Below are 21479 nucleotides of genomic sequence, written 5' to 3'. Positions count from 1 at the left end.
CGGCCGCTGTCAAATACCTGCTGCTTCAGCCTTGTCGGGACGGCCCGCTACAGGCCAGACTGCCCTGCCCCTGCATCCACATTCTGGCATGAATACGACGCTGCTGCTGGCTTCCACCTCTGTCTACCGGCGTGAACTGCTGCAACGCCTGCGCCTGCCGTTCGGGTGTGAACGCCCGCAGGTGGATGAAACGCCGCAGGTGGGCGAAGCGCCGCAGGCCCTGGCGCGGCGCCTGGCGGCCTCGAAGGCCGCCGAGGTGGCCGCTCGGCATCCTGGCGTCTGGGTGATCGGCTCGGACCAGGTGGCGGAGCTGAACGGCCAGCCGCTGGGCAAACCCGGCACGGTCGAGGCAGCCTGCGCCCAGCTGGCCGCGATGTCGGGACAGGAAGTGCGCTTCCACACCGCGCTCAGTCTGCAGCGGGACAACATCTGCCTGGCCGCCTGCGACCTGACCACGGTCCGTTTCCGTCAGTTGGATGCCGAGGCGATCGGCCGCTATGTGCAGGCCGAACAACCGCTCGACTGCGCGGGCAGCTTCAAATGCGAAGGGCTCGGCATCGCGCTGTTCGAGGCCATCGACAACCAGGACCCGACCGCCCTGATCGGGCTGCCCCTGATCGCCCTCTGTCGTTTGTTGCGCCAGGCCGGCTTCAGCGTGCCGTAGCGGCGCGACGCTCGGGCCGCAGCGCAGCCGGGCAGAGCCCAGCTCTACCTCGCCGGTACGTCGAACGGCTGTTCCTGCCAGGTCTCCACACTGCCGTCGGCGCCATGCAGCCGCAGGCCCAGCCAATGACGGCCCGGCGCCAACGTGCGGGTGTCGATGCGCGCGTCAAAGCCGACATGCGGCAGATTCGGGTCACTGGCCTCCGGCCAGCGCGTGCGCACGTCGAAGTCGCGCCCGTAGGTGGCATCACCGGCCGGTTTGCCGTCCACGGTCAACTCCACCCGCGACAGACCCACACCGTCCTTGAACGCCCATCCCTGCACCTCCAGCTGCGGCCCCACGCGGGCGCCGGCCAGCGGCGCGTCCACGTACGCCAGTGCCGGAGTGACACACGGCCCGCTCGCACGCTCGGCCGGCAGCCGTACCAGCAGGAAGCGCTGGTAGCCATGGTCATTGCTGACCACCCGCGCCGGCGGCAGCGGACCGACGTGTCCGCAGACCGCGCGATACCGATCGTGCAGGTCGCGGAAGCGCAGGTCGCTGGGCGATAGCACCAGCAGCCGCGGCCCATTGCGCTGGCCGTTATGCAGCAGGCCCCACAGACCCAGCTGCACGCTGCGCCCGTGCTTGTCGTTGAGCGGATGCGGCAGCACCTCGATACGCGGATCATCCAGCTGGAAACCCAGCTCGGCGCCCACCTTGAAGTTGTCGGCCAGCACGCGGGTTCCGGCCGGCATCTGCGCCAGCTCTTCACGCACCGCGTCGGCCAACGGCTGCCAGCCGGCGAAATTGCGCGGGTAGTACTTTTCGCTGGCCAGCTGGGCGCGCAGTACGGGTGAGGAAGCCACCAGATAACTGGCCAGCCCGAGCGCCAGGCCCGCGCCGGCCAGCCACCACGTCGTGCGGCGCAGCCAACGCGGCCATTTGGCCAGGATCACCGGCACCGCCACCAGCATCGCCAGGTAACCCGGCAGCGGCCAATGGAAGCTGATGCGCTCGACATCGGTGAAAAAACCCAGCAGGAAGATGGCCAGAGTGGAAACGCCGCCCACCAGCCCGAAATAGCGCCACTGTGCGCGTGCGCCGCCACCGGTGCGGGTGCCGGCCAATGCCACTTTCCACATCGCAAAACACAGCAACGGGGTGACCAGCACCGGCTGGATGACCAGGAACCACAGGCCGGTCCACTGGAATGCCCAGGGATGGCGGTCCACCACCTGGAACTTCAGCCCGGCCTCGTGGTTGTCCGCATTCCACGCCAGCAGCGGGAACCACGCCATTACGCCCACCGCCAGTGCCACCCAGACCCGCGCGTCGCGCAGCATCGCCCGGCCCTGCGGCAGCATCAGCAGCGCGATGAAGCCCACGCCGATGACGCCGATGAAACGGTAGTGACTGAGCGCACCGACCAGCAGACCCAGCGCCAGGCGCATCGCCGCACCGGCGTGCACGCTGCGCAGCAGGCGCGCCCCCGCATCCAGGCACAGCACCGCCGCCAGCGCCATCGGCACATCCGGCACCGCCAACAGGCCCAGCGTGGCCGACAGCGGCATCAGCAGGGTCAGGCTGCCAGCCTGCCAGCCGGCCACATTGCCAAACCAGCGCGCGGCGATGCGCGACACCGCCCATGGCAACCAGGCGCCGATGGCCAGGAACGGCAGGCGCAGGGCCAGCACATGCTCACCGCCTACGGTGACACCCAGCCGCGCCAGCCAGGCGGTCAGGCCGGGCAGGTCCGAGTAGGCCACCGCCAGATGTTGGCCTTCCTGCCAGTAGAAGGCTTCGTCCACGAACAAGGGCAGACGCGCGGCCAGCAGCAGCTTGGTTGCCGTGACCAGGGTCCATAACCACAGAAATATGGTGCGTGCGCGTTGTTCGCCTTGCATTGCTCTATAGAATCGAAGGAATACGGCCTTTGAGACGATGATGGAATCTTCGCCCCCCCTGCCCCGCATGCTAACCGAAGACGTGCGTCAGGCACTGCGCGCCGCACAGGACCAGGTCAATGCGCTGGTGCTTGGCAAAGCGCACGAAGTGCGTCTTGCCTTCGTCGCAGCCCTGTCCGGTGGACACCTGCTGATCGAAGACCTGCCCGGACTGGGCAAGACCACCCTCGCCCATGCGCTGGCCTCCAGCCTCGGCCTGGGGTTCCAGCGCGTGCAGTTCACGTCCGACCTGCTGCCGGCCGACGTGCTGGGCGTGTCCATCCTCGATGCAGGCAGTCGTGAGTTCACCTTCCATCCTGGCCCTGTGTTCACCCACGTGCTGCTGGCCGATGAAATCAACCGCGCGCCGCCACGCACGCAGAGTGCGCTGCTCGAAGCGATGGCCGAACAGCAGGTCACCCTTGATGGCCAGACGCACCCACTGCCCGATCCGTTCTTCGTCATCGCCACGCAGAACCCGGTGGATCTCTCTGGCACCTTCCCGTTGCCGGATTCGCAGCTGGACCGGTTCCTGCTGCGGCTGGCCATGGGCTATCCCGACGCCACCGCCGAGCGCGAGCTGCTGCGCGGTACCGACCGTCGCCACCTGATCGCGCAGGCAACGCCGAAGCTGAGCCAGGAGCAGGTGCGGCAGCTGCGCCAAGCGGTGGGCCAGGTGCACGCCAGCGATGCGCTGGTGGATTACGTGCAGGCGCTGCTGACCCGCAGCCGACAGCACGGCGGCGTGCGCGTCGGCCTTTCGCCGCGTGCCGGTCTGGCCCTGCTGCGTGCGGCCAAGGCGCATGCGCTGCTGCTGGGCCGCGAACATGTACTGCCCGAGGACGTGCAGGCGCTGTTCGTCGGCGTGGCTGGGCACCGCCTGGTGCCGGAAGCCGAGTCGTCCTCCGGCCCTGCCCTGGCCAAGGCGATCCTGCACAGCGTGCCGGTGGATTGAGCATGGCCTCGCTGCGCCAGCGCGGTTGGATGCTGGCACGCCCGCGCCAGCCCGAAGCGCTGCCCCTGCGGCTGGACCGGCGTCGCATCTACGTGCTGCCGACACGGTTTGGCCTGTTTGTCGCCGCCCTGCTTTCGGCGATGCTGCTGGGCGCGCTGAACTACAACAACAACCCGGCGCTGCTGCTGGCCCTGCTGCTCTCCGCCGCCGCCATCGCCAGTGCGATCAGCGCGCACCTGCAGTTGTCCGGGCTGCAGCTTGAAGCGCTGACGGCCGAACCGGTCCACGCCGGACAGCCGCTGCGCGTGCGCCTGGCCCTGAGCCAGCACCAGCAGCGCACACGCCATGGCCTGCATCTGCAACATGGTCCGGCAGAAAGCTGGATCACCGTGCCGGCCGAGGGGCGCGTGGACGCCGAACTGGACCTGCCGACCCAGCAGCGCGGCTGGCTGGACCTGCAGCGCGTGCGCATCAGTACCACCCAGCCGCTGGGCCTGGTGCGGGCCTGGGCCTGGTTCTGGCCGGAGCAGCCGCTGCTGGTGTACGCCAGCCCCGAGGCGCAGGGCCCTGCCCTGCCCGAGCGCGGCAGCGACCCGCTGCACAGCCGGGCCGACCCGGCCGGCGAGGAACTGCACCAGCTGCGCGCTTACCGGGTAGGCGATGCACGCCGCAGCATTGCCTGGAAGCACTCCGCGCGCCGTGACACCTTGCTGGTGCGCGAGTACGAGAAGCCGGTCGGCGTCGAGGTGGTGCTCGACTGGCGTCAGCTGGCGGGCCTTGGCACCGAAGCGCGGATCAGCCGCCTGGCGCGCTGGGTCGACATGGCCGAGCGCCAGGGCCGGCGCTACACCCTGCTGCTGCCAGGCCAGCCTGCGCTTGGGCCAGCACAAGGTCCTGCCCACCACCACCTGTGCCTGCGGGCGTTGGCGTTGCTGCCCCATGACTGAGCCGACCACGCCACTGGACCGCGTCGCCCGGCACTGGACGCTGGCCAGCGCAGCGCTCGCCTTGCTGCCGTTGCTGCTGCAGCTGCCCACCACGTTGGCGCTGGTCATCGCCACCGTTGCTGCCGCCACCGCCGGGTTGTCGCGCCGCGGCCCACTGCCGATGCCGGTGCGTCTGTTGCTGGTGCTGGCGATGCTGGCGCTGATCTACCTGCTGATGGGCGCCCGACCGGGCCGTGATACCGGCTGCGCGCTGCTGGCGGCGATGCTGGCTATAAAGTCCAGCGAGCTGCAGAGCCTGCGCGATGCGCGCAGCCTGCTCGGCTTCGCCTTGTTCGCCCCGTTCGCCGCGTTTCTGCTCGACCAGGGCCCACTGACCAGTGTATTGGCCACGCTGGCCGCACTGTGCGGCCTGCTCGCGCTGCAGCGGCTGGCCCAGCACGAAGGCCACAGCACCCCGTTGGACGTGCGCGCCCAGCTGCGCGGCGTAGGGCGACTGGTACTGCTGGGGCTGCCGCTTGCGCTGGCGGCCTTCTGGCTGTTTCCACGGCTTGGCGAGCCGCTGTGGGGGCTGCCCGAACGCGCGGTCAGCCGGCCCGGGCTCTCGGACACGATGGAGCCCGGCACCTGGCTGGACCTGATGACCGACGACAGCCCGGCGTTCCGGGTGCAGTTCGACGGCCCGGTGCCCAGCGCCGACCAGCGCTACTGGCGCGGCCCGGTGCTGGGCCGTTTTGACGGGCGCCGCTGGGAACGCAGCCGCCAGGAGGACGAGCGCGCGCCGCCGCCCGTACGGCATGGCACGCCGACATGGCGCTACGTGATGGATTACGAGCCGACCGACAACGACCAGCTGGTAGCGCTGGACCTGCCCAGCAGCGTCCCGGCCGGCACCCGGCTGACCGGTGATTACAGCCTGCGCAGCGAGCGCCCGCTGACCAACCTGACCCGCTGGCAGCTGCAGTCGGCGCCGCCGCAGCGCTTTGCCGACACGCTGTCGCCATGGCAGCGGCAGCAGGCCTTGCTGCTGCCACCGGGCAGCAACCCGCGCGCGGCGGCCCTTGCGCAGCAATGGCGTACCGAGGCCGGCGGCGACGACGAGGCCGTCGTGCGACGCGCCCTGGACTGGGTGCGGGCCGAGTTCACCTATACGCTGGAAACGCCCGAACCCGGACCGCAGCCGGTAGATGAGTTCCTGTTCGGCTATCAGGCCGGCTTCTGTGAACATTTCAGCTCGTCCTTCGTGGTGCTGATGCGCAATGCGGGCATTCCCGCGCGTGTGGTCACCGGCTATCTGGGCGGGGTACGCAACCCGATCGGGGGCTACTGGGTGGTGCGGCGCATGGACGCCCATGCGTGGGCCGAGGTGTGGCTGTCCGAGCGCGGCTGGGTGCGCGTGGACCCGACCGCGGCGGTGGCCCCTGAACGCATCCGCGACACGCTGGAAGACCGCCTGGACAGCCAGGCCGGACAGCTGCAGCTCAACTGGCGCCAGGCCAGCGAGGCCATGGACTGGCTGCGCCGCGGCTGGAACGACCTGGTGCTGTCCTTCGATGCCAAGCGCCAGCGGCAACTGCTCAGACCGCTCGGGCTGGACGACCTGCACCCCTCCCAGTTAGCCATTGCCTTCGTCAGCATCGCCGCCCTCGCCCTGCTGGCCATGGCCTGGGTTCTGGCCCGCGGCGAGCGCGAGCGCGACCCGCTGCTGCGCGCCTGGCACCGGCTGGGCCAGCGCTACGCGCGGCTCGGCCTGGGCCGGGAGCCCAGCGAGCCGGCCCTGCGCTGGGCCGCGCGCGTGCATGCCCAGCGGCCTGACCCTGCACTGCTGGCGCTCAGCGCGCGTTTCGTCCAGGCACGCTACGCTGGTACCCGCACCCCGCCCGCCTCATTATTGGCAGACCTGCGCAGGCATCGCCCGACTTCCGGAGCCTCATCATGAACATCAAACTGCTGCTTCCCCTTGCCGCCTCGCTGGCATTGGCGGCCTGCGCCACGGCTCCCAAGCCGCTGCAGGGCCAGTTCAGTGCCGTGACCCCGCGCGATTCGGTATCCACCCAGCAGGTGGGCACGCCGGTCCGCTGGGGCGGGCGCATCATCGAGACCACGCCGGGCCAGGGTGAAACCTGCTTCCAGCTGCTGGCCCGCCCGCTCAACGGCAGTGGCCGCCCGAGCACTACGTCCACCGACGCCAGCGATGGCCGCTTTGTGGCCTGCCGCGCCGGATTCTACGACCCGGCGGTGTTCGAGGCCGGTCGCGATGTAACCTTCATCGGCCGCATCGATGGCTATCAGAACACCCGCATTGGCGAGTACGAGTACCGCCTGCCGAAGCTGAGCGCCGACGTGGTGTACCTGTGGCCAGAACAGCGCGAAGTGGACGTCGTGCCTTACCCGTACGGCCCGTGGGGCCCGGGCCCCTACTGGGGCTACGGCCGCTGGGGCTGGTGGTAAGCAGCCGCCGCTTGTCGTAGAGCGGGGCTCTGCCCCGCTGCGGCGTATCCGGTGGTGAAGCAACCGCGTGACGACCAACGGTCGTCACCTACCGCGTCGCGGCGCTCGTAGAGCGGGGCTCTGCCCCGCTGCGCGCGGACCCGGCGGTGAATCAAACGCGTGACGACCAACGGTCGTCACCTGCCACGTCGCGACGCTCGTAGGGCGGGGCTCTGCCCCGCTGCGCGCGGGCCCGGCGGTGAAGCAAGAGCGTGACGACCAACGGTCGTCACCTACCGCGTCGCGACGCTCGTAGAGCGGGGCTCTGCCCCGCTGCGCGCGGGGCTGACCTTCAAGCAATGGCGTGACGACCAACGGTCGTCACCTACCGCATTGTGCGCCCGGTCAATGCGCGGCAGGTGTGCCGAAGTGGCCCAGCGGGGCGCCGGCGAGCAGGTGCATGTGGATGTGGAACACCGTCTGCCCAGCGTGCTCGCGGCAGTTCATCACGATGCGATAGCCGTCCTCGGCCAGGCCCTGCTCGCGCGCATAAGCGGCGGCGGCCATCGCAAGCTTGCCGATCAGATGCGCCTGCGCAGGCTGCAGATCGTCCAGCGTGGGAATGATCTCGTTCTTTGGAATGAACAGCACATGCACCGGCGCCTGCGGGGCGATGTCCTTGAAACCGAGCACCTCATCGTCTTCGTAGACGATGGTGGCCGGAATCTCGCGCCGGATGATCCTGCTGAAGATGGTTTCGCTGCTCATGAAAGGCCCTCCGTAGGTTGGCCTCATTGTAGGCATGGCACAGCGCCACTGTGGTCGCGGCTCAGTCGCGCACTTCGCTGCGTGAGCCAAATGCATGCGAGAGCGTGCCGCGGTCAACGAATTCCAGCTCACCGCCCAACGGCAGTCCCTGCGCCAACCGGCTCGGGCGCACCTGGCGCGCGCGCGCCAGCTGCGCCAGATAATGCGCCGTGGCCTCACCTTCCACCGTCGCACTGGTGGCGATGATCACCTCGACCACTTCCGCCTCCTGCAGGCGACGCTCGAGCATCTCCAGACCAAGCTCGCGCGGGCCGATGCCGTCCAACGGCGACAGCCGGCCCTGCAGCACGAAATAGACACCGCGATAACCGGTCGCGTTCTCGATCGCCAAGCGGTCGGCGGGCGATTCCACAACGCACAGCTGGCCACGTTCGCGACTGCTGTTGCTGCAGGTGGCGCACAGCTCGGTTTCACTGAAGTCCCGGCACTGCGTGCAGTGGCCGATGCGCTCGATGGCCTCGGCCAGCACCTGCGAAAGCTTCTGGCCACCTTCGCGCTCGCGCTCGAGCAGGTGGTAGGCCATGCGCTGCGCGGTTTTCTGTCCCACGCCCGGCAGCACCCGCAAGGCGTCGATCAATTGTTCTAGCAGGGGGGCTGGCATGGGCGCGGGCAGGTTGGGTCGGCGTCGTTGAGGCGCCGACTGGAGAGCGGGATCAGAACGGCAGCTTCATGCCCGGGGGCAGCTGCATGCCTGCGGTGGCCGAACCCATCTTGGCCTTCGACTCGGCATCGATCTTGTTGGAGGCATCGTTGAACGCCGCCGCCACCAGATCCTCCAGCATTTCCTGGTCGCCCATCACCGACGGGTCCAGGCGCACCTTGCGGCACTCCTTGGCACCGGTGAGGGTGACGCTGACCATGCCGCCGCCGGCGGTACCGGTCACTTCGATCTTGGCGATGTCTTCCTGGGCCTTCTGCAGGTTTTCCTGCATCTTCTGGGCCTGCTGCATCAGTTGGGCGATGTTGCCGCGCATGGTTGTCTACTCTTCAAGGGGACGGATGGAATCGGCCACGACCCGCGCGCCGTGCTGCTGGATCAGCACCTGCACTTCCGGGTCGGCCATGAACGTGGCCTCGGCCACCTGCTGGCGCTCGCCACGCTGACGATCGACCCGCTGGTGCAGGGTTTCGGCGGCCGCATCGGCGGTGTCCACCACCACCCGCAAGGCCTGACCCAACGCGTTGGCCAGCATGTCCGAGAGCGCAGCCAGCGCACTCTCGGACCGCAGATACTCAAATCCGGGCGACAAGCCCAATTTCAAGACCCCACCGGTGCAGCTGATGAACGCCGCATTGGCGGCCAGCTGGCGCGACGGACCGCTCAGGCCACTGGCCGCGACCAGCTGCAGCCAGTCTTCGGCACTGGCCAGCTCAGCCACCGGGCTCTCCACTGCATCAGCGGGCCTGGCAGCGGCAGCGGGCGCGGCAACGGGCGCGATCGCGATGCCTTCGCGCTGGAACGGCTTGTCGGCCACAGCAGGCGTCGGGGTCGTCTGCAGCGGCGGCACCATGGCCGCTTCCGGCGTGGCATGGGCCATCAGTGCCGCCTCATCGGCGTCGACGACGTCGGCCGCTTCGGCCGCCTCCACTTCCCACGGCGGCGTATCGTCGTGCGTGCGATCAAGCTCGGGAGCGGCTGCAGGCGCCGCCGCGTCGGATGCCGGCGCGGCCTCGGCGCTCGGCTCTGGATCGGCATCGGCATCGGCTTCCGCCAAGGCCATCGCCGCCTCGACACCCGGCTCGATCTCCGGTTCGATGACCGGCTCGGGTTCGGGCTCAGGCTCGATCACCGGCTCAGGCTCCGGCTCCGGCTTCGGGTCCGGCGCGCGCTTCGGTTCAGGCGCGGCAGGAGCAGCCTGCACCGGCGCCGCAGCGGCAATGCCGCCGGCTGCGCCGTGGGTGGGCTCGCCTTGGCCGCCTGCCGGCGCCAGCGGGGTCACCGCACCGCCGGCGGCAGTGGGCACGGCTGGCACCGTCGCCGCCGGGCGGAACGCCAGCATGCGCAGCACAGCCATTTCAAAGCCTGCGCGCGGGCTGGGCGCCAGCGGCAGATCACGGCGACCGTTGACCGCCATCTGGTACCACAGCTGCACCACTTCCGGGCGCAGACGACTGGCGAAGGCGGCAACATCCAGGCCTTCACCCGCGACCGCGCCGGGCACCAGCTGCTGCACCTGGATGCGGTGCAGACCGTCGGCCACGGCTTCCAGCACACCATTCCAGTCCGGCGAGAACTCGGCCAGCGCCGCCACCACCTGCAGCAGGCGCACGCCATCCCCTTCGGCCAACGCATCAAGCATCGCCGCCACCTCGGTACGGTCCACCGTACCCAGCATGGTGCGCACCACGTCCTCGTGCAGCGCGCCACCGGCGTAGGCAATGGCCTGGTCAAGCAGCGACAGACCATCGCGCAGGCTGCCATCAGCCCCCTTGGCCAGCTGTTCGATCGCCGACGCATCGGCTTCGATTTCCTCGGCGGCGAGAATGCGGGTCATCTGGCCGCGGATCTGCTCCTCGTCCAGACGCTTGAGGTTGAACTGCAGGCAGCGGCTGAGCACGGTGACCGGCAGTTTCTGCGGGTCGGTGGTGGCCAGCAGGAACTTCACATGCTCCGGCGGCTCTTCCAGCGTCTTGAGCAGCGCATTGAACGCCGCCTTGGAGAGCATGTGCACTTCGTCGATCAGGTAGACCTTGTACTTGCCGCGCGAGGGCATGTACTGCGCGTTCTCGATGACCTCGCGGACATCGTCGACACCGGTGTTGGACGCCGCATCGATTTCCAGCAGGTCGATGTAGCGGCCCGAATCGATGTCCAGGCAGGCCGGGCACTGACCGCACGGGTCAGCGCTGGTGCCCTGCTCGCAGTTGAGCGACTTGGCGAAAATACGCGCAATGGTGGTCTTGCCGACCCCGCGGGTACCGGTAAACAGGAAGGCATGGTGGACCCGGCCGCTGTCCAGCGCATTGCTGAGCGCACGGACCACGTGCTCCTGGCCCACCAGCTCGGCAAAACGCTTGGGACGCCACTTGCGGGCAAGGACAAGATAGGACATCAGGCCACCGTCTTCATCGGGACACCCATTGTGCCATGCCCGTCCAGTCTCCTCTGCCCGACCGGGGGCGCTTGTGTCTTTCGCCCCAGCCAGCTAGAATCTGCGACCCCTAGCAGCAGGCGAGCCTGCGGCGAAGGAAATCCGGAGAGGTGTCCGAGTGGTTGAAGGAGCACGCCTGGAAAGTGTGTAAGCGTCTAAACCGCGCTTCGGGGGTTCGAATCCCCCTCTCTCCGCCAGACAACGCAAAAGGGCCGCCCACAGGGTGGCCCTTTTGCGTTGTCCGGGGGATGGGACGGGTGGTGAGAAGCCCCGCGGGGTTCGACGGATCTGCAGGAGCAGATCCGGACAGCCACAGGCTGGCCCTGCAGCGCGCAGCGCGGAAGGGCTGGGTGCAGGATGCACCCGGCAATCCCCCTCTCTCCGCCAGCATTACATAAGCCCCTGTTTTTACAGGGGCTTTTTTGTTGGCGGAGAAATCGCAGGCAGGGCACAAGTCGGGGCACATTCCGATGGCATTCCCCCACTACCTGACCCGCTCGGCTTCCGGCGTCTACATGTTCCGCATGCGCGTTCCTGCGGACCTGCGAGGCACGGTAGGTCGCGACTTCATCAAGCGCAGCTTGGGCCACGACTTATTGACCGCCCGACTGGCCGCCTTGGAACTGTCTGCCCGTTATGCTGCTGCCTTCGACGCTATCAGGGGGCACGGAATGGACAAGAAAATCAGCGTAGCTGACGTGCTGGCCAGCGTGGCGGAAAACGGGGCAACGCGGTATGAAATCGACCTCCCTGGCGGCGGCAGACTGCGCGCCAACGATGCCGCCGACCATGCCCGAGCGATGGAAGCCTTGGAAGCTATCGGGCGCTTCGACTTCGCTCCGCGTGCCGCCTTGGTTGAGCCAGCTGCCCCGCCGCCCGTCGCCGAGACCATCACACTGGCTAAAGCAGGCGAGGCATGGCTAAAGAGTTTGGAAGCCACTACCCGGCCAAAGACCCTGACCATCAAAAAAGCTGCCGTGACAGCGCTGGCGGACTATCTAGGTGCAAGTCGGCAGGTTCACACCATCGCGCACCCGGATATGGCGCGTTTCTACCAACACCTGCGCGATGGCGGAGCGGCCACGCCCACGGTGTTCATCAAACAGTCTTACCTCGGCGGCGCTTGCGGCTTCTTCGCATGGGCGCAAGCGTCGGGCCATTACCCGGCCGGTGACAACCCTGCGCAGGGCCATATCCGCTACACAACAAAGGAGAAGCGGCAGCGCAAGAAACTGGGTTTCAAGCCGTTCGACCAGCAGCAAATCCGAGCGCTTTACGCGCCAACTAACTTTGCCCGACTGTCACCGGGAGCAAAATGGGCGGCCCTAATTGGCCTTTACACCGGTGCACGCCCCCCCCCTCCCTTCGCTTCTGTGACGAAGGCGATCATCAAAGTGTAAAAACAGAAGTATCGAACCGCGTGGTTCCTATCCACTCAGATCTGCTTTCGTTAGGATTTCTTGAATATGTGGACAGCTTGCGCGGCCGAGGCGACTGGCGCATTTTTCCGTAAGCATCTGACAACGCTAAAAATGGTCCAGGGAACTGGATAAGCAAGGCTTTCGGCTACTACCTGGGCTCAATAGGCAAAGACTGGCCAAAAGCAAAGCGCGGGTTCCACTCTCTTCGAAAAACAGTCATTCAAGAGATGCAAGGCGCAGGCGTGCCGTCGGAGTTACGGGTGCAAATCACCGGGCATGAAATTGACGACGAACACCACAGCACTTACAGCCGAGACTTCACTGCCGCCGAAAAGCTCGCTGGTGTAGGCACGTCACCGGGGCTGTCAGCGTTGGCTTACGGCTTGGACTTGGATGCGCTGCGCCCGCTACTGACTGAAGCCGTGAGTAGGCGACAGGCAAGGACGCCGGGGCGCAAGCCTTCGGCAGCAGCAACAGCACGCAAACGCTCAGCAACCTCTGGCGGCAAGTAGAGGTCAAGCCGTTTGAGCGTGGCGCGGCGGCGACGGATATGCTCGGCGGTTGGCATGTGCCTACCGTAGCGGGCAATCCGGAAACGGCAAGGGGATGCCTTGCCAAGTTCCGGATTCATGGTTGCATGGAGGTATAGCCTTTTAATCAGAAGCCGCCCGCCAATGCTTTTTAGTCGTAAATCAGCCAAGCCAGGCACTCCCCCATTGCCGGTCACGAAAGTGACCGACAATGGGGGAGTGACCTAAATGGTGCAAACCATTTTGGGCGCTCCCGTGTCCATAGCGGGAGTGAAGGACACACGGCCCGGAGCGAGAGCGTAGGGACGGCGGAGCGTGCGGGAGCCGTGCGGCTCGTGCGCCCGATGCCCAACCGGCGGCCGTGGCCGACGGCTGGGCGAGGACGCACGACGCAGCGCTCAGGCAGCGGGAGAGGTCGGCACGGCTGGCAGCGCAACGCGACCCTCCACGCGGACCAGCAGACGCGGGACGTGCTGGCCGAGTGCCAGAGGCACGAGGTCGGCGCGGCCACAGCCGTCAAGTATCGGCGAGCATATGACAACCTGCGGGCCTCCGGCTTGACAGCACTTGAGGCGGCCAGCACTCGAGTCCATTACGACTTTCTGCGAACGGCTTGCAGGTTCTGTATGTCGGAAGACACGCGGAAATGGAGAGCAGCGAGCGAACGGGCCATGAAGCGTGGAGACCTTGCCAGCGCGCAACGCCGCACAGAGCGCGCTTTCCGGCTGGCTGCGGTGATGGACGAGATGTTTCTTCAGCCCGGCCGCCTGACATGGAAGGACAAGCCGAAAGCGGAACGCAAGCCGTCCGCTGGCGACCTGGCCCCTGTAGAGTTTGAACGGCGCTATGCGCAAAGCGGCTCATGAGTGTCTACGGAATTCTGGCCGGTCCAGAAGCTCGTGCGGCCGCACGAGAGGCGGCCCGATCATGAGCGAGGATATGAAGCCGGAAAGGGCTCGTGTATTTCTCGGGCGTGGCCTCGGGCCCGTCCATGCCCGTGGGTTGGCGCTACTGTCTCTTAGACATCGGCCCGTTGATTACCTCCCCATCCTCCTTCACGAAAGGTTCTCTCATGGCCGGAAGGATTTGTAGGACAACCTCTGAAGGACGACACAGTCGAGTGCCCAGATCTGTCTGCACGAACGGTCGATTGATGAGGATGGGATGCGCCAGCATCGCATCAAGCAGCGCCTCATCGTCGAGGGCAAGGTCACCCAGCCCTAGCTCCTCGTAGGGCGTCCCCTTCTGTCTAATGGCTTCTCGGACGGTCAATCCCGCTGCGGTGATCAGCTCCAAGAGACGTTCGCGCGTCGGCGGTAGGCTCAGGTAATCAATGACCTCCGGATCGATGCCTAAATGGCGGATGAGAGCCAACGTGTTTCGCGAAGTCCCGCATTTGGGGTTGTGATAGATGACGGCGTTCATTCCACTTCCTCGCGCGCCACCGCGACCTCAAGCACTCCCGCCGCCAAGGTAAGCGCTGCAGCCTCCAACGCCCCCTTCCGCTCGCTGTAGCGGTCTACCAAGTAGTTGCTCCGGCCCCTTACCAGCAGCGTGAACTTCACAAGCTCCTCCATCACGTCCACCACCCGGTCATAGTAGGCCGAGGGCTTCATGCGCCCGCTTTCATCGAACTCCTGCCAAGCCTTCGCAACCGAGGATTGATTGGGGATGGTGACCATGCGCATCCAGCGCCCCAGCACACGCAACGCGTTGACCACGTTGAATGACTGCGAGCCGCCGCAGACCTGCATGACCGCCAAGGTTCGCCCTTGGGTTGGTCGGACGCTCCCCTCCTCAAGGGGCAGCCAGTCGATCTGGTTTTTGAACACCGCAGTGAGCGTGCCATGCCGCTCTGGGCTGATCCATACGTGGCCCTCGGACCACAGCGAGGCCTGACGCAACTCTTGAACCTTCACATGTGTGGCCGGGACTGAATCCAGCATCGGAAGCTCGTGCGGGTCGAACAGACGTGTCTCTGCACCTAGCTCTTCCAGCAATCGCTGCGCCTCCAACGCCAACTTGCGGCTGAATGACTGCGGTCGCAGTGACCCGTAAAGGATCAGGATGCGAGGGCGATGCGGCGCGGCACCAGGCTCATCCAGCTTCACCGAGGAAGGGATGTCTAGCGCATCGGGAAGGATGTTGGGAAGCTGGCTCACATGGGTTGCTCGGTTGCTATTGTTCGATTATTCTAGAATCATGGAACATAAAAACGCAACCGTTGCTCTGGCTGCCCTTGGGCATGCCACCCGCCTTTCCATCTTCCGACTGCTGGTCCAGGCTGGCGGGACCGGGAAGCTTGCCGGCGACATTGCCCAGGCATTGGATTTGCCTGGAGCCACCCTTTCCTTCCACCTGAAGGAACTTACGGTGGCGGGCCTCATCAACGGCGAACAGCGTGGGCGCACGATCTGCTACCGAGCAGAGTTCGAAACCATGACGGCCCTGGTGGCCTACCTGACTGAGAACTGCTGCGCTGACGACCTGTCGTGCGAGCGTCCAGGCGGCTGCTGAGCCCTTCTTGGAAAACTACTGATGAGCCCCCAACCCTCCCGCCTTTCCTTCCTGGACCGGTATCTCACCGTCTGGATCTTTGCAGCCATGGCCCTGGGTGTTGGCTTGGGAGCCGCGTTCGAAGAGCTTCCCAGCGCGCTGAACAAGCTTTCGGTGGGGTCGACCAACATCCCCATCGCGGCGGGCCTGATCTTGATGATGTATCCACCGTTGGCGAAGGTTAAATACGAAGAGCTGCCGAAGGTGTTTGCTGACAAGCGGGTGCTGATGCTCTCGCTACTTCAGAACTGGGTCGTGGGTCCTTTCCTAATGTTCGGTTTGGCGGCGCTGTTCTTACGCGACTATCCCGAATACATGACAGGCCTCATCCTCATTGGCTTGGCGCGCTGCATCGCTATGGTGCTGGTCTGGAATCAGCTCGCACGCGGAGACAGTCAGTATGTGGCAGGACTGGTCGCCTTCAACTCCATCTTCCAGATTGTCCTCTTCAGCGCCTATGCCTGGTTTTTCCTGACTTGGTTGCCGCCGATCTTTGGGCTTCAAGGCAGCGTCATCGATGTGAGCTTCTGGACCATCGCAGAGGCCGTGCTCATCTATTTAGGCATTCCGTTCTTTGCAGGATTTCTCACAAGTCGTTGGCTAAGGGCGAGGAAGGGCTTGGATTGGTATGAGACCAGGTTCTTGCCTGCGATCAGCCCCATCACGCTGGGCGCGCTCCTGTTCACGATCGCGGCCATGTTCAGCTTGAAGGGGGGAGATGTCCTGCGCATTCCAATGGATGCGGTTCGCATCGCCATTCCGCTGACTCTCTATTTCCTGATCCAGTTCGCGTTGAGCTTCTGGATAGGGAGGTTCATTGCCAAGGACTACCCACGAACAACTGCCATTGCGTTTACCGCAGCGGGAAACAACTTCGAACTAGCCATTGCGGTTGCCATCGCAGCATTTGGACTCGCTTCCCCGGTAGCGTTTGCCGCAGTGATCGGGCCACTTGTCGAGGTCCCAGTGCTGGTTCTGCTTGTTCATGTCGCTATCCGATGGGGCAGACGACTGTTTCCTACTGACGTGCGGCTGTCTTAACGTCTGCGCAGCATGGGCCTTGCGCTATTTTTAGCAATCAAAGTTGCACGATAGACCGGCCCCTCAATCCTGCCCAGCGCCAGTCAGGAACTACGAAGGCAAACGCCGGATATCGCGTGTCGGAGACACCGAGTTCCGTAACAGACTGTACATGCCAGCCCTGACCGGGAAGACTCACGACCCGGTGCTGAAGGCATTTGCAAAACGGCTCAGCGACAAGGGCAAGCCCTTCAAGGTGGTGATGTGCGCCTTGATGCGAAAGCTCATTCACCTGATCTGGAGGGTACTGCGCAGCGGCCGACCATTTGATCCTGAAATCGCGCTTGCCTAGGCCCGCGCGACACAGTATCTACGCGGGTATCAGCGCTCAGTCGCCGGAGGCGTACAGTAGTGCGACGTCGCGATGATGCAGCTCGCACTCGGGCCCTTCGTTTCTGAGCACGGCACGCTTGCCTTGCAGGACGACCTTGCAGCCGTTGGCAAAGCCATACTCGGTATCGCCGTTGGGCAGCACCGTCTGCGAGGGCACCTCGTCCATCGCCCGCTCGGTATCCTCGCTGGCCTCGGAGGACACCTGCCCGGGCAACGCGGCGGGCGCGGGCGCGGCGCCCCCCTGCGCGGCAGGCGCGGCAACGGCTGCGTCGCCAGCCGCTCCCTGTGCAGGCGACGCTTCCGGGGTGGGCTTGCCACACGCGCACAGCAGCAGCACGGGCATACTCGCCAGCCAGACGTTCCTCATTGCCTTGCTCCCTGTCAGGTGTATGACGGCAGCCTAGCGGCAACGGCGGCAAGTGGAGGTCAACGCCCGCGGCAGCGGCTGCCGGCTCAACTGCTGGCCAGCTTCATCAGCACCAGCCCACTGACGATCAGTAACGCCGCGCCGATACGGATCGCGCTGACCTGCTCGCCGAGAAACACGATGCCGACGACGAACGCGCCGACGGCGCCGATGCCCGTCCAGATCGTATAGGCCGTACCCAGCGGCAGACTGCGCATGGCAACGGCCAGCAGCCAGAAGCTGGCGATCATGCCGGCCAGGGTGATGAGGGTTGGCGCGAGGCGGGTGAAGCCTTCGGACTGCTTCATTGCAACAGCCCAGACAATTTCCAGCAAACCGGCGAACAACAGACAGATCCAGGCCATGGCGGCCTCCTTTGCAGGGGCCAGGCCGTCCTGGACAGTGAAAACCCGGTTGGGGGGGGAGGTCGTCCTCCGGCTATCAATGATAGCAAGCGTCCAGCGCGACCGCTGCGCGGCGCCGGTGCAGGTCACTGTCGATTCATGCCGCGCTGCACGCAGTTCTGGCGGACCGGCACCGGCTTGCGCTAGAATGCGCGCCTGCCATCGCAACTGCGGTGTGCGGTCCGGCTTTGGTCTCTGGCGCAGCGCGCCGCTTCCCCTGCTCCGTGAATGGCCTCTTGATGCGGCCAACGTCTCTATGGCGGCCCCGTCGGCCCCTCGCGACGCTAGATCGAAAACCCCGCCAGGGCCGGAAGGCAGCAACGGTATCGATCAACGCGGGCGCCGAGGTCAGCCGGCGGGGCCGTCACCCATTCCGGGGTCTGCCACGGCTGCAACGCCCCTCAGCCAGACCACGCTTCAGCCAGCCGCCTGCTCGACCTGCATTGCCGTCGGCGCAGCCAGCTGCACCACCTCCCCCGGCTGCGCAACGCGGTGACCGCGCGCGGCCAGTGCCAGGCCGTCGGCTACGCTGGCGTAGTGGTAGAGCATCATCCTGGCCTGCAGTTCGGCGCTGTACTCGCGTTCGAGATCGTCCACGCCGGTGTGCGACGGGTTGCCGTGCAGGCCGCAGTCGTGGGCGATCAGTTCGTTGTCAGCGGCATGGCGCGCCAGCATTTCCGGGATCGGCCGGGTGTCCCCACTCCAGGTCAGCGCGCCCTGCAGGCGCAGGCCGTACGCCGTCTCCGGCCAATGATGGCGGACCGGGAAGCACTCCAGACGCACGCCCTGATGCCAGAACGCCTCGCCCACCACGATCAGCTGGAATGCATCCCAGAAGTTGGCGCCGCCCTCGGCCAGCACATTGGGGTAGTCGCCGATGCGCCGGTGCAGCAGCGGCACCACCGTGGCCGGCACGTAAAGCCGCACCTTGCCGCGTCGCTGTGCATTGAAGAACGCATCCACGAACAACCGCTCGAAGCCGGCCACGTGGTCCAGGTGCACATGGGTGATGAAGACCGCATCAGGCATGCAGCGATACTGCTGCTGGAACGCGGTCAGCCCTTCGCCGCCGCAGTCAATGGTCAACCACGGCTGACCATTGCGTTCGATCACCGCCATCGGCGAGCCAAGCTCGACCGCCGACGCGTTGCCGACGCCGAGGAAGCGCAGCGACCACGCCATCAGGTACCTCGTTTCCAGGCCATGTCGTAGGCGCGCCGCAGACGCGCGAAGTCTTTCTCCACGTCCTCCACGCTACGCTCACCGCGCAGCTTCAGCAGCGAGCGCTGCAGACGCTTGAGGTTGCGCTCGCGCCAGCGCGTGGCCGGAATGCGGATGACGCCGCGGTCGAAGTCGATCAGCCAGCCATGGCCATTGCCGTCGAACAGGATGTTGTGCGCGTTGAGGTCGGCATGGTCCAGCCCTGCGCGATGGAAACGCGCGATCAGCCGCCCGGTCTCCTCCCACGGCGCGCCACGGCCCGCCACCAGTGCACGGTCGGCCAGCGAGCGGACGCCCTCGATGCGTTCCAGCAGGATCGCCGCGCGGTAGTGGATGCCCTGGCGCATGTAGAAGGCCGCGATCGGTCGCGGCACCGGCAGTTGCATTGCGCGCAGTGCACGCATCAGCCGGAATTCGGCAAAACTGCGGGTTCTGTCCGCCCCTCGCCAGACATAACGGTCGTGCACCAGCTTGGCCACCAGGCCGCCGCGGCGGTAATGCCTCAGCACGCTGGGCCCGAACGGCGCATCGACAAACCAGGCACTGCCGCGGCCACCTTCATCCACCGGCCGCGCCCGCTGGCCCCAGTGCTGGGGCTGGAACAGGGTAGCCTCGGCTTGCCGCAGCCGCTCACGGTCGAACAGAATGGCACCCAGACCGCTTCCTTCGCGGCAGGGCGTCAGCGCTTCATTGGCGTCGAATGCGACCATTTCCTTGAGTCTAACAACACCATGGCATCAACGTCCTCTTCCTTGTGTCTTTTGCGTTTGTCCGCGCTGGGAGACGTGACCCACGTGGTGCCGCTGGTGCGCACGCTGCAGGCGGGGCTGCCGGGCACGCCCATCCACTGGATCATCGACAAGGTCGGGCTGAAGCTGCTGGACGGGCTGCCGGGCGTGACGTTCCACGCCTACGACAAGAAAACCGGGCTGGCCGGCATGCGCGCGTTGCGCGACACGTTGCCGGCGCAGCGCTTCGAGGCCCTGCTGCAGATGCAGGTCGCCTTCCGTGCCAACGTGCTCTCGGCCTTCGTTCCGGCGCGCCGACGCATCGGCTATGACCGCAGCCGTTCAAAGGACCTGCACGGGCTTTTCATCAACGAGCGCATCGCTGACCGTCCGGGTATCCATGTGCTCGATGCCATCGGCAGCTTCTGCGAACCGCTGGGCCTGCGTCAGGACACGGTGAGCTGGGACCTGGCCACGCCGACCGAGGCGCACGACTGGGCCAGTGCACAGTGGGAGGACGATGGTCGCCCGGTGTTGATGATCTCGCCCTGCTCCAGCCATGTGCGCCGCAACTGGTACGCCGACCGCTACGCCGCGGTGGCCAGCCATGCCCAGGCGCGCGGCTGGCGCGTGGTGCTGTGCGGCGGTCGCAGCGACCTGGAGCGCAACATGAGCGATGCCATCCAGGCCCAGCTGGAAACCCCCGCACTGGACCTGGTGGGCAAGGACACGCTCAAGCAGCTGCCCGCGCTGCTGGCCCGCGCCAACCTGGTGATGACGCCGGATTCCGGCCCGATGCACATCGCCAACGCGATGGGCGCCAAGGTGCTGGGACTGCATGCGGCGAGCAATCCGCACCGCAGCGGCCCCTATTCGGACCGGCGCTATTGTGCGGACCGCTACGATGACGCAGCCCGGCGCTATCTGCGCAAGCCAGCCAGCGAGCTGAAATGGGGCACCAAGATCGAGTTTGACGATGTGATGGAGCTGATCACCGTCGAGGATGGCATTGCGGCCTTCGAGCGCTACGTGGCAGATCATCTGGCCGGCTGAGAAAGCGGCGGCGTCGACGCGCCGGGACGTCGGTCGTAGAGCCGCCACCATGGTCGGCTCATCGCGCGAAGCACGGCAGAACACCTTGATCTGACCGAAGGGCCGCCGACCGTGGGGTCGGCGCTACAACAGCACCGGGCGATACCGTGCCCGGCATGGTGATGTCAGCCCTTGTTGGCCTGGTAGTCCTGGTACGACTTCTCTTCCACATAGGCCGAACCCAGGGCGAGATTGATCGCTTTCTTGATGCGCGCGCGTTCGTCGTTGCGCAGGTAGACACTGCGCGCCAGCTCGACAAAGCCGCCGTCAAACTCGCCTGCCTTGTCCTTGAGCCGGATGGCATCTTCGATGTCCCACAGCTGTTCGTTGACCGCCTTCAACTCGGCACGCAGCGTGGCGATATCCTTGCCGCCGGCCGGGTGCGCCATCCAGGTCTTTTCCAGCGCCGAGAGCTCGGTGCGCACGTTGGCCAGCTTGGCCGGGTCACTGATGCGCTCGGACTTGATCTGCAGAATGGATATCTTGTCGAGCAGTTCGCCGAAGGCGACGGGTACCAGGATTTCAGCAGTCATGGAGGCGGTTCCTGCAGGGGATGGCGCTATGGTAACCCGCTGCAACAAGAGCGGGGCTCTGCTCCGCTGCGCGGTGCGCCCGCAGAAGCGTGACGACCAACGGTCGTCACCTACCCTAGCGGGGGATTGCTGGGTGCATCCTGCACCCAGCCCTTCCGCGCTGCGCGCTGCAGGGCCAGCCTGCGGCTGTCCGGATCTGCTCCTGCAAAGAGGCCGCCCATTGGGCGGCCTCTTTGTTTGTGTCTGGCGGAGAGGGGGGGATTCGAACCCCCGAGGCGCTATAAACGCCTGCCTGATTTCGAGTCAGGTACATTCAACCGCTCTGCCACCTCTCCGA

At 66.0% G+C, this 21479-nt stretch carries 21 protein-coding genes, 2 tRNA genes, 1 other RNA gene and 2 pseudogenes; 13 read left to right on the top strand and 13 right to left on the bottom strand.

From position 1 onward, the window contains the following. Window positions 1-88: 88 nt before the first annotated feature. Window positions 89-664, top strand: a complete 576-nt coding sequence (locus RZA67_RS03210; protein ID WP_317211131.1) for a Maf family nucleotide pyrophosphatase — start codon at window positions 89-91, stop codon at window positions 662-664. A gap of 44 nt (window positions 665-708) precedes the next feature. Here the strand turns inward: RZA67_RS03210 and RZA67_RS03205 are convergent, their stop codons facing one another. After that, window positions 709-2550, bottom strand: a complete 1842-nt coding sequence (locus RZA67_RS03205) for a glycosyltransferase family 39 protein (protein ID WP_317211130.1) — start codon at window positions 2548-2550, stop codon at window positions 709-711. Window positions 2551-2590: 40 nt separating this feature from the next. On the opposite strand from RZA67_RS03205, the gene RZA67_RS03200 reads away from it, so the two are divergent. From RZA67_RS03200 to RZA67_RS03185, 4 genes are read left to right on the top strand one after another with little or no spacing between them, the layout of a single operon-like run. Continuing rightward, window positions 2591-3544: a MoxR family ATPase gene (locus RZA67_RS03200; protein ID WP_317211129.1), complete on the top strand. Its 954-nt coding sequence runs from the start codon at window positions 2591-2593 to the stop codon at window positions 3542-3544. Between the two features lie 2 nt (window positions 3545-3546). After that, window positions 3547-4491 (top strand): DUF58 domain-containing protein, encoded by a 945-nt coding sequence (locus tag RZA67_RS03195; protein ID WP_317211128.1) that lies wholly within the window; start codon window positions 3547-3549, stop codon window positions 4489-4491. After that, window positions 4484-6427, top strand: coding sequence for a DUF3488 and transglutaminase-like domain-containing protein (locus RZA67_RS03190; protein ID WP_317211127.1), 1944 nt, complete (start codon window positions 4484-4486; stop codon window positions 6425-6427). Before RZA67_RS03195 ends, RZA67_RS03190 begins: the two co-directional genes overlap by 8 nt. Continuing rightward, the gene (locus RZA67_RS03185) at window positions 6424-6939 is read left to right on the top strand and encodes a Slp family lipoprotein (RefSeq protein WP_317211126.1); all 516 of its coding nucleotides are present in this window, start codon (window positions 6424-6426) and stop codon (window positions 6937-6939) included. Before RZA67_RS03190 ends, RZA67_RS03185 begins: the two co-directional genes overlap by 4 nt. 384 nt (window positions 6940-7323) lie before the next feature. On the opposite strand, the gene RZA67_RS03180 is transcribed toward RZA67_RS03185, so the two are convergent. The 4 genes from RZA67_RS03180 to dnaX form a co-directional block, all read right to left on the bottom strand. Then, window positions 7324-7686, bottom strand: a complete 363-nt coding sequence (locus tag RZA67_RS03180; RefSeq protein ID WP_317211125.1) for a histidine triad nucleotide-binding protein — start codon at window positions 7684-7686, stop codon at window positions 7324-7326. A gap of 61 nt (window positions 7687-7747) precedes the next feature. Then, window positions 7748-8347, bottom strand: a complete 600-nt coding sequence (gene recR, locus RZA67_RS03175; protein ID WP_317211124.1) for a recombination mediator RecR — start codon at window positions 8345-8347, stop codon at window positions 7748-7750. 52 nt (window positions 8348-8399) lie between these two features. Next, window positions 8400-8720: a YbaB/EbfC family nucleoid-associated protein gene (locus RZA67_RS03170; RefSeq protein WP_317211123.1), complete on the bottom strand. Its 321-nt coding sequence runs from the start codon at window positions 8718-8720 to the stop codon at window positions 8400-8402. A 6-nt stretch (window positions 8721-8726) separates the two neighbouring features. Then, window positions 8727-10799 carry a DNA polymerase III subunit gamma/tau gene (gene dnaX, locus RZA67_RS03165; protein WP_317211122.1) on the bottom strand — a complete coding sequence of 691 codons (2073 nt, stop codon included), beginning with the start codon at window positions 10797-10799 and terminating at the stop codon, window positions 8727-8729. A 143-nt stretch (window positions 10800-10942) separates the two neighbouring features. On the opposite strand from dnaX, the gene RZA67_RS03160 reads away from it, so the two are divergent. From RZA67_RS03160 to RZA67_RS03150, 3 genes and pseudogenes are all read left to right on the top strand, one after another. Beyond that, a tRNA-Ser gene (locus RZA67_RS03160) sits at window positions 10943-11035 on the top strand. A 273-nt stretch (window positions 11036-11308) separates the two neighbouring features. Continuing rightward, window positions 11309-12771 (top strand): annotated as a pseudogene (locus tag RZA67_RS03155) (DUF6538 domain-containing protein). Between the two features lie 689 nt (window positions 12772-13460). Next, window positions 13461-13655: a hypothetical protein gene (locus RZA67_RS03150; RefSeq protein ID WP_317211121.1), complete on the top strand. Its 195-nt coding sequence runs from the start codon at window positions 13461-13463 to the stop codon at window positions 13653-13655. Window positions 13656-13797: 142 nt separating this feature from the next. Here RZA67_RS03150 and arsC read toward each other — a convergent pair whose 3' ends face one another. Both arsC and arsH read right to left on the bottom strand, forming a co-directional pair. Continuing rightward, on the bottom strand, window positions 13798-14214 hold the full coding sequence (gene arsC / locus RZA67_RS03145) for an arsenate reductase (glutaredoxin) (protein WP_317211120.1): 417 nt from the start codon (window positions 14212-14214) through the stop codon (window positions 13798-13800). Next, on the bottom strand, window positions 14211-14951 hold the full coding sequence (gene arsH, locus RZA67_RS03140) for an arsenical resistance protein ArsH (protein WP_317211119.1): 741 nt from the start codon (window positions 14949-14951) through the stop codon (window positions 14211-14213). Before arsH ends, arsC begins: the two co-directional genes overlap by 4 nt. A 40-nt stretch (window positions 14952-14991) precedes the next feature. Here arsH and RZA67_RS03135 point away from each other — a divergent pair, with 40 nt between their 5' ends. From RZA67_RS03135 to RZA67_RS03125, 3 genes and pseudogenes are all read left to right on the top strand, one after another. Continuing rightward, on the top strand, window positions 14992-15306 hold the full coding sequence (locus RZA67_RS03135; protein WP_317211118.1) for a metalloregulator ArsR/SmtB family transcription factor: 315 nt from the start codon (window positions 14992-14994) through the stop codon (window positions 15304-15306). A 21-nt stretch (window positions 15307-15327) separates the two neighbouring features. Next, entirely contained in the window at window positions 15328-16386 is a 1059-nt protein-coding gene (gene arsB, locus RZA67_RS03130) for an ACR3 family arsenite efflux transporter (protein ID WP_317211117.1), read from the top strand. A 62-nt stretch (window positions 16387-16448) separates the two neighbouring features. Further along, window positions 16449-16717: pseudogene (locus tag RZA67_RS03125) on the top strand (transposase); the annotation flags it as partial. Window positions 16718-16753: 36 nt separating this feature from the next. Here RZA67_RS03125 and RZA67_RS03120 read toward each other — a convergent pair. Together RZA67_RS03120 and RZA67_RS03115 are read right to left on the bottom strand one after the other, a co-directional pair. Continuing rightward, entirely contained in the window at window positions 16754-17125 is a 372-nt protein-coding gene (locus RZA67_RS03120; protein WP_317211116.1) for a hypothetical protein, read from the bottom strand. An 86-nt stretch (window positions 17126-17211) separates the two neighbouring features. Further along, window positions 17212-17529 carry a multidrug efflux SMR transporter gene (locus tag RZA67_RS03115; RefSeq protein WP_317213790.1) on the bottom strand — a complete coding sequence of 106 codons (318 nt, stop codon included), beginning with the start codon at window positions 17527-17529 and terminating at the stop codon, window positions 17212-17214. Window positions 17530-17833: 304 nt separating this feature from the next. On the opposite strand from RZA67_RS03115, the gene ffs reads away from it, so the two are divergent. After that, window positions 17834-17930: signal recognition particle sRNA small type (gene ffs / locus RZA67_RS03110), an RNA gene on the top strand. A 55-nt stretch (window positions 17931-17985) separates the two neighbouring features. On the opposite strand, the gene RZA67_RS03105 is transcribed toward ffs, so the two are convergent. After that, on the bottom strand, window positions 17986-18750 hold the full coding sequence (locus RZA67_RS03105) for an MBL fold metallo-hydrolase (protein WP_317211115.1): 765 nt from the start codon (window positions 18748-18750) through the stop codon (window positions 17986-17988). Beyond that, window positions 18750-19499: a 3-deoxy-D-manno-octulosonic acid kinase gene (locus tag RZA67_RS03100; protein ID WP_317211114.1), complete on the bottom strand. Its 750-nt coding sequence runs from the start codon at window positions 19497-19499 to the stop codon at window positions 18750-18752. The genes RZA67_RS03105 and RZA67_RS03100 overlap by 1 nt, the downstream gene beginning before the upstream one ends. A gap of 21 nt (window positions 19500-19520) precedes the next feature. On the opposite strand from RZA67_RS03100, the gene RZA67_RS03095 reads away from it, so the two are divergent. Continuing rightward, window positions 19521-20570 (top strand): glycosyltransferase family 9 protein, encoded by a 1050-nt coding sequence (locus RZA67_RS03095; RefSeq protein WP_317211113.1) that lies wholly within the window; start codon window positions 19521-19523, stop codon window positions 20568-20570. A gap of 164 nt (window positions 20571-20734) precedes the next feature. Here the strand turns inward: RZA67_RS03095 and RZA67_RS03090 are convergent, their stop codons facing one another. Further along, entirely contained in the window at window positions 20735-21142 is a 408-nt protein-coding gene (locus RZA67_RS03090; protein WP_317211112.1) for a DUF6165 family protein, read from the bottom strand. 244 nt (window positions 21143-21386) lie between these two features. Continuing rightward, window positions 21387-21477 (bottom strand) — tRNA-Ser (locus RZA67_RS03085). Window positions 21478-21479 lie beyond the last annotated feature (2 nt).

It is taken from the genome of Stenotrophomonas sp. C3(2023), from assembly GCF_032911385.1.
Lineage (GTDB): Bacteria > Pseudomonadota > Gammaproteobacteria > Xanthomonadales > Xanthomonadaceae > Stenotrophomonas.
This window is presented reverse-complemented; position numbering and strand designations above follow the sequence as displayed.

Coding starts and splice junctions, on each gene's coding strand:
- RZA67_RS03210 (WP_317211131.1), top strand. CDS start 89: ATGAATACGACGCTGCTGCTGGCTTCCACCTCTGTCTACCGGCGTGAA.
- RZA67_RS03205 (WP_317211130.1), bottom strand. CDS start 2,550: ATGCAAGGCGAACAACGCGCACGCACCATATTTCTGTGGTTATGGACC.
- RZA67_RS03200 (WP_317211129.1), top strand. CDS start 2,591: ATGGAATCTTCGCCCCCCCTGCCCCGCATGCTAACCGAAGACGTGCGT.
- RZA67_RS03195 (WP_317211128.1), top strand. CDS start 3,547: ATGGCCTCGCTGCGCCAGCGCGGTTGGATGCTGGCACGCCCGCGCCAG.
- RZA67_RS03190 (WP_317211127.1), top strand. CDS start 4,484: ATGACTGAGCCGACCACGCCACTGGACCGCGTCGCCCGGCACTGGACG.
- RZA67_RS03185 (WP_317211126.1), top strand. CDS start 6,424: ATGAACATCAAACTGCTGCTTCCCCTTGCCGCCTCGCTGGCATTGGCG.
- RZA67_RS03180 (WP_317211125.1), bottom strand. CDS start 7,686: ATGAGCAGCGAAACCATCTTCAGCAGGATCATCCGGCGCGAGATTCCG.
- recR (WP_317211124.1), bottom strand. CDS start 8,347: ATGCCAGCCCCCCTGCTAGAACAATTGATCGACGCCTTGCGGGTGCTG.
- RZA67_RS03170 (WP_317211123.1), bottom strand. CDS start 8,720: ATGCGCGGCAACATCGCCCAACTGATGCAGCAGGCCCAGAAGATGCAG.
- dnaX (WP_317211122.1), bottom strand. CDS start 10,799: ATGTCCTATCTTGTCCTTGCCCGCAAGTGGCGTCCCAAGCGTTTTGCC.
- RZA67_RS03150 (WP_317211121.1), top strand. CDS start 13,461: ATGAAGCGTGGAGACCTTGCCAGCGCGCAACGCCGCACAGAGCGCGCT.
- arsC (WP_317211120.1), bottom strand. CDS start 14,214: ATGAACGCCGTCATCTATCACAACCCCAAATGCGGGACTTCGCGAAAC.
- RZA67_RS03135 (WP_317211118.1), top strand. CDS start 14,992: ATGGAACATAAAAACGCAACCGTTGCTCTGGCTGCCCTTGGGCATGCC.
- arsB (WP_317211117.1), top strand. CDS start 15,328: ATGAGCCCCCAACCCTCCCGCCTTTCCTTCCTGGACCGGTATCTCACC.
- RZA67_RS03120 (WP_317211116.1), bottom strand. CDS start 17,125: ATGAGGAACGTCTGGCTGGCGAGTATGCCCGTGCTGCTGCTGTGCGCG.
- RZA67_RS03115 (WP_317213790.1), bottom strand. CDS start 17,529: ATGGCCTGGATCTGTCTGTTGTTCGCCGGTTTGCTGGAAATTGTCTGG.
- RZA67_RS03105 (WP_317211115.1), bottom strand. CDS start 18,750: ATGGCGTGGTCGCTGCGCTTCCTCGGCGTCGGCAACGCGTCGGCGGTC.
- RZA67_RS03100 (WP_317211114.1), bottom strand. CDS start 19,499: ATGGTCGCATTCGACGCCAATGAAGCGCTGACGCCCTGCCGCGAAGGA.
- RZA67_RS03095 (WP_317211113.1), top strand. CDS start 19,521: ATGGCATCAACGTCCTCTTCCTTGTGTCTTTTGCGTTTGTCCGCGCTG.
- RZA67_RS03090 (WP_317211112.1), bottom strand. CDS start 21,142: ATGACTGCTGAAATCCTGGTACCCGTCGCCTTCGGCGAACTGCTCGAC.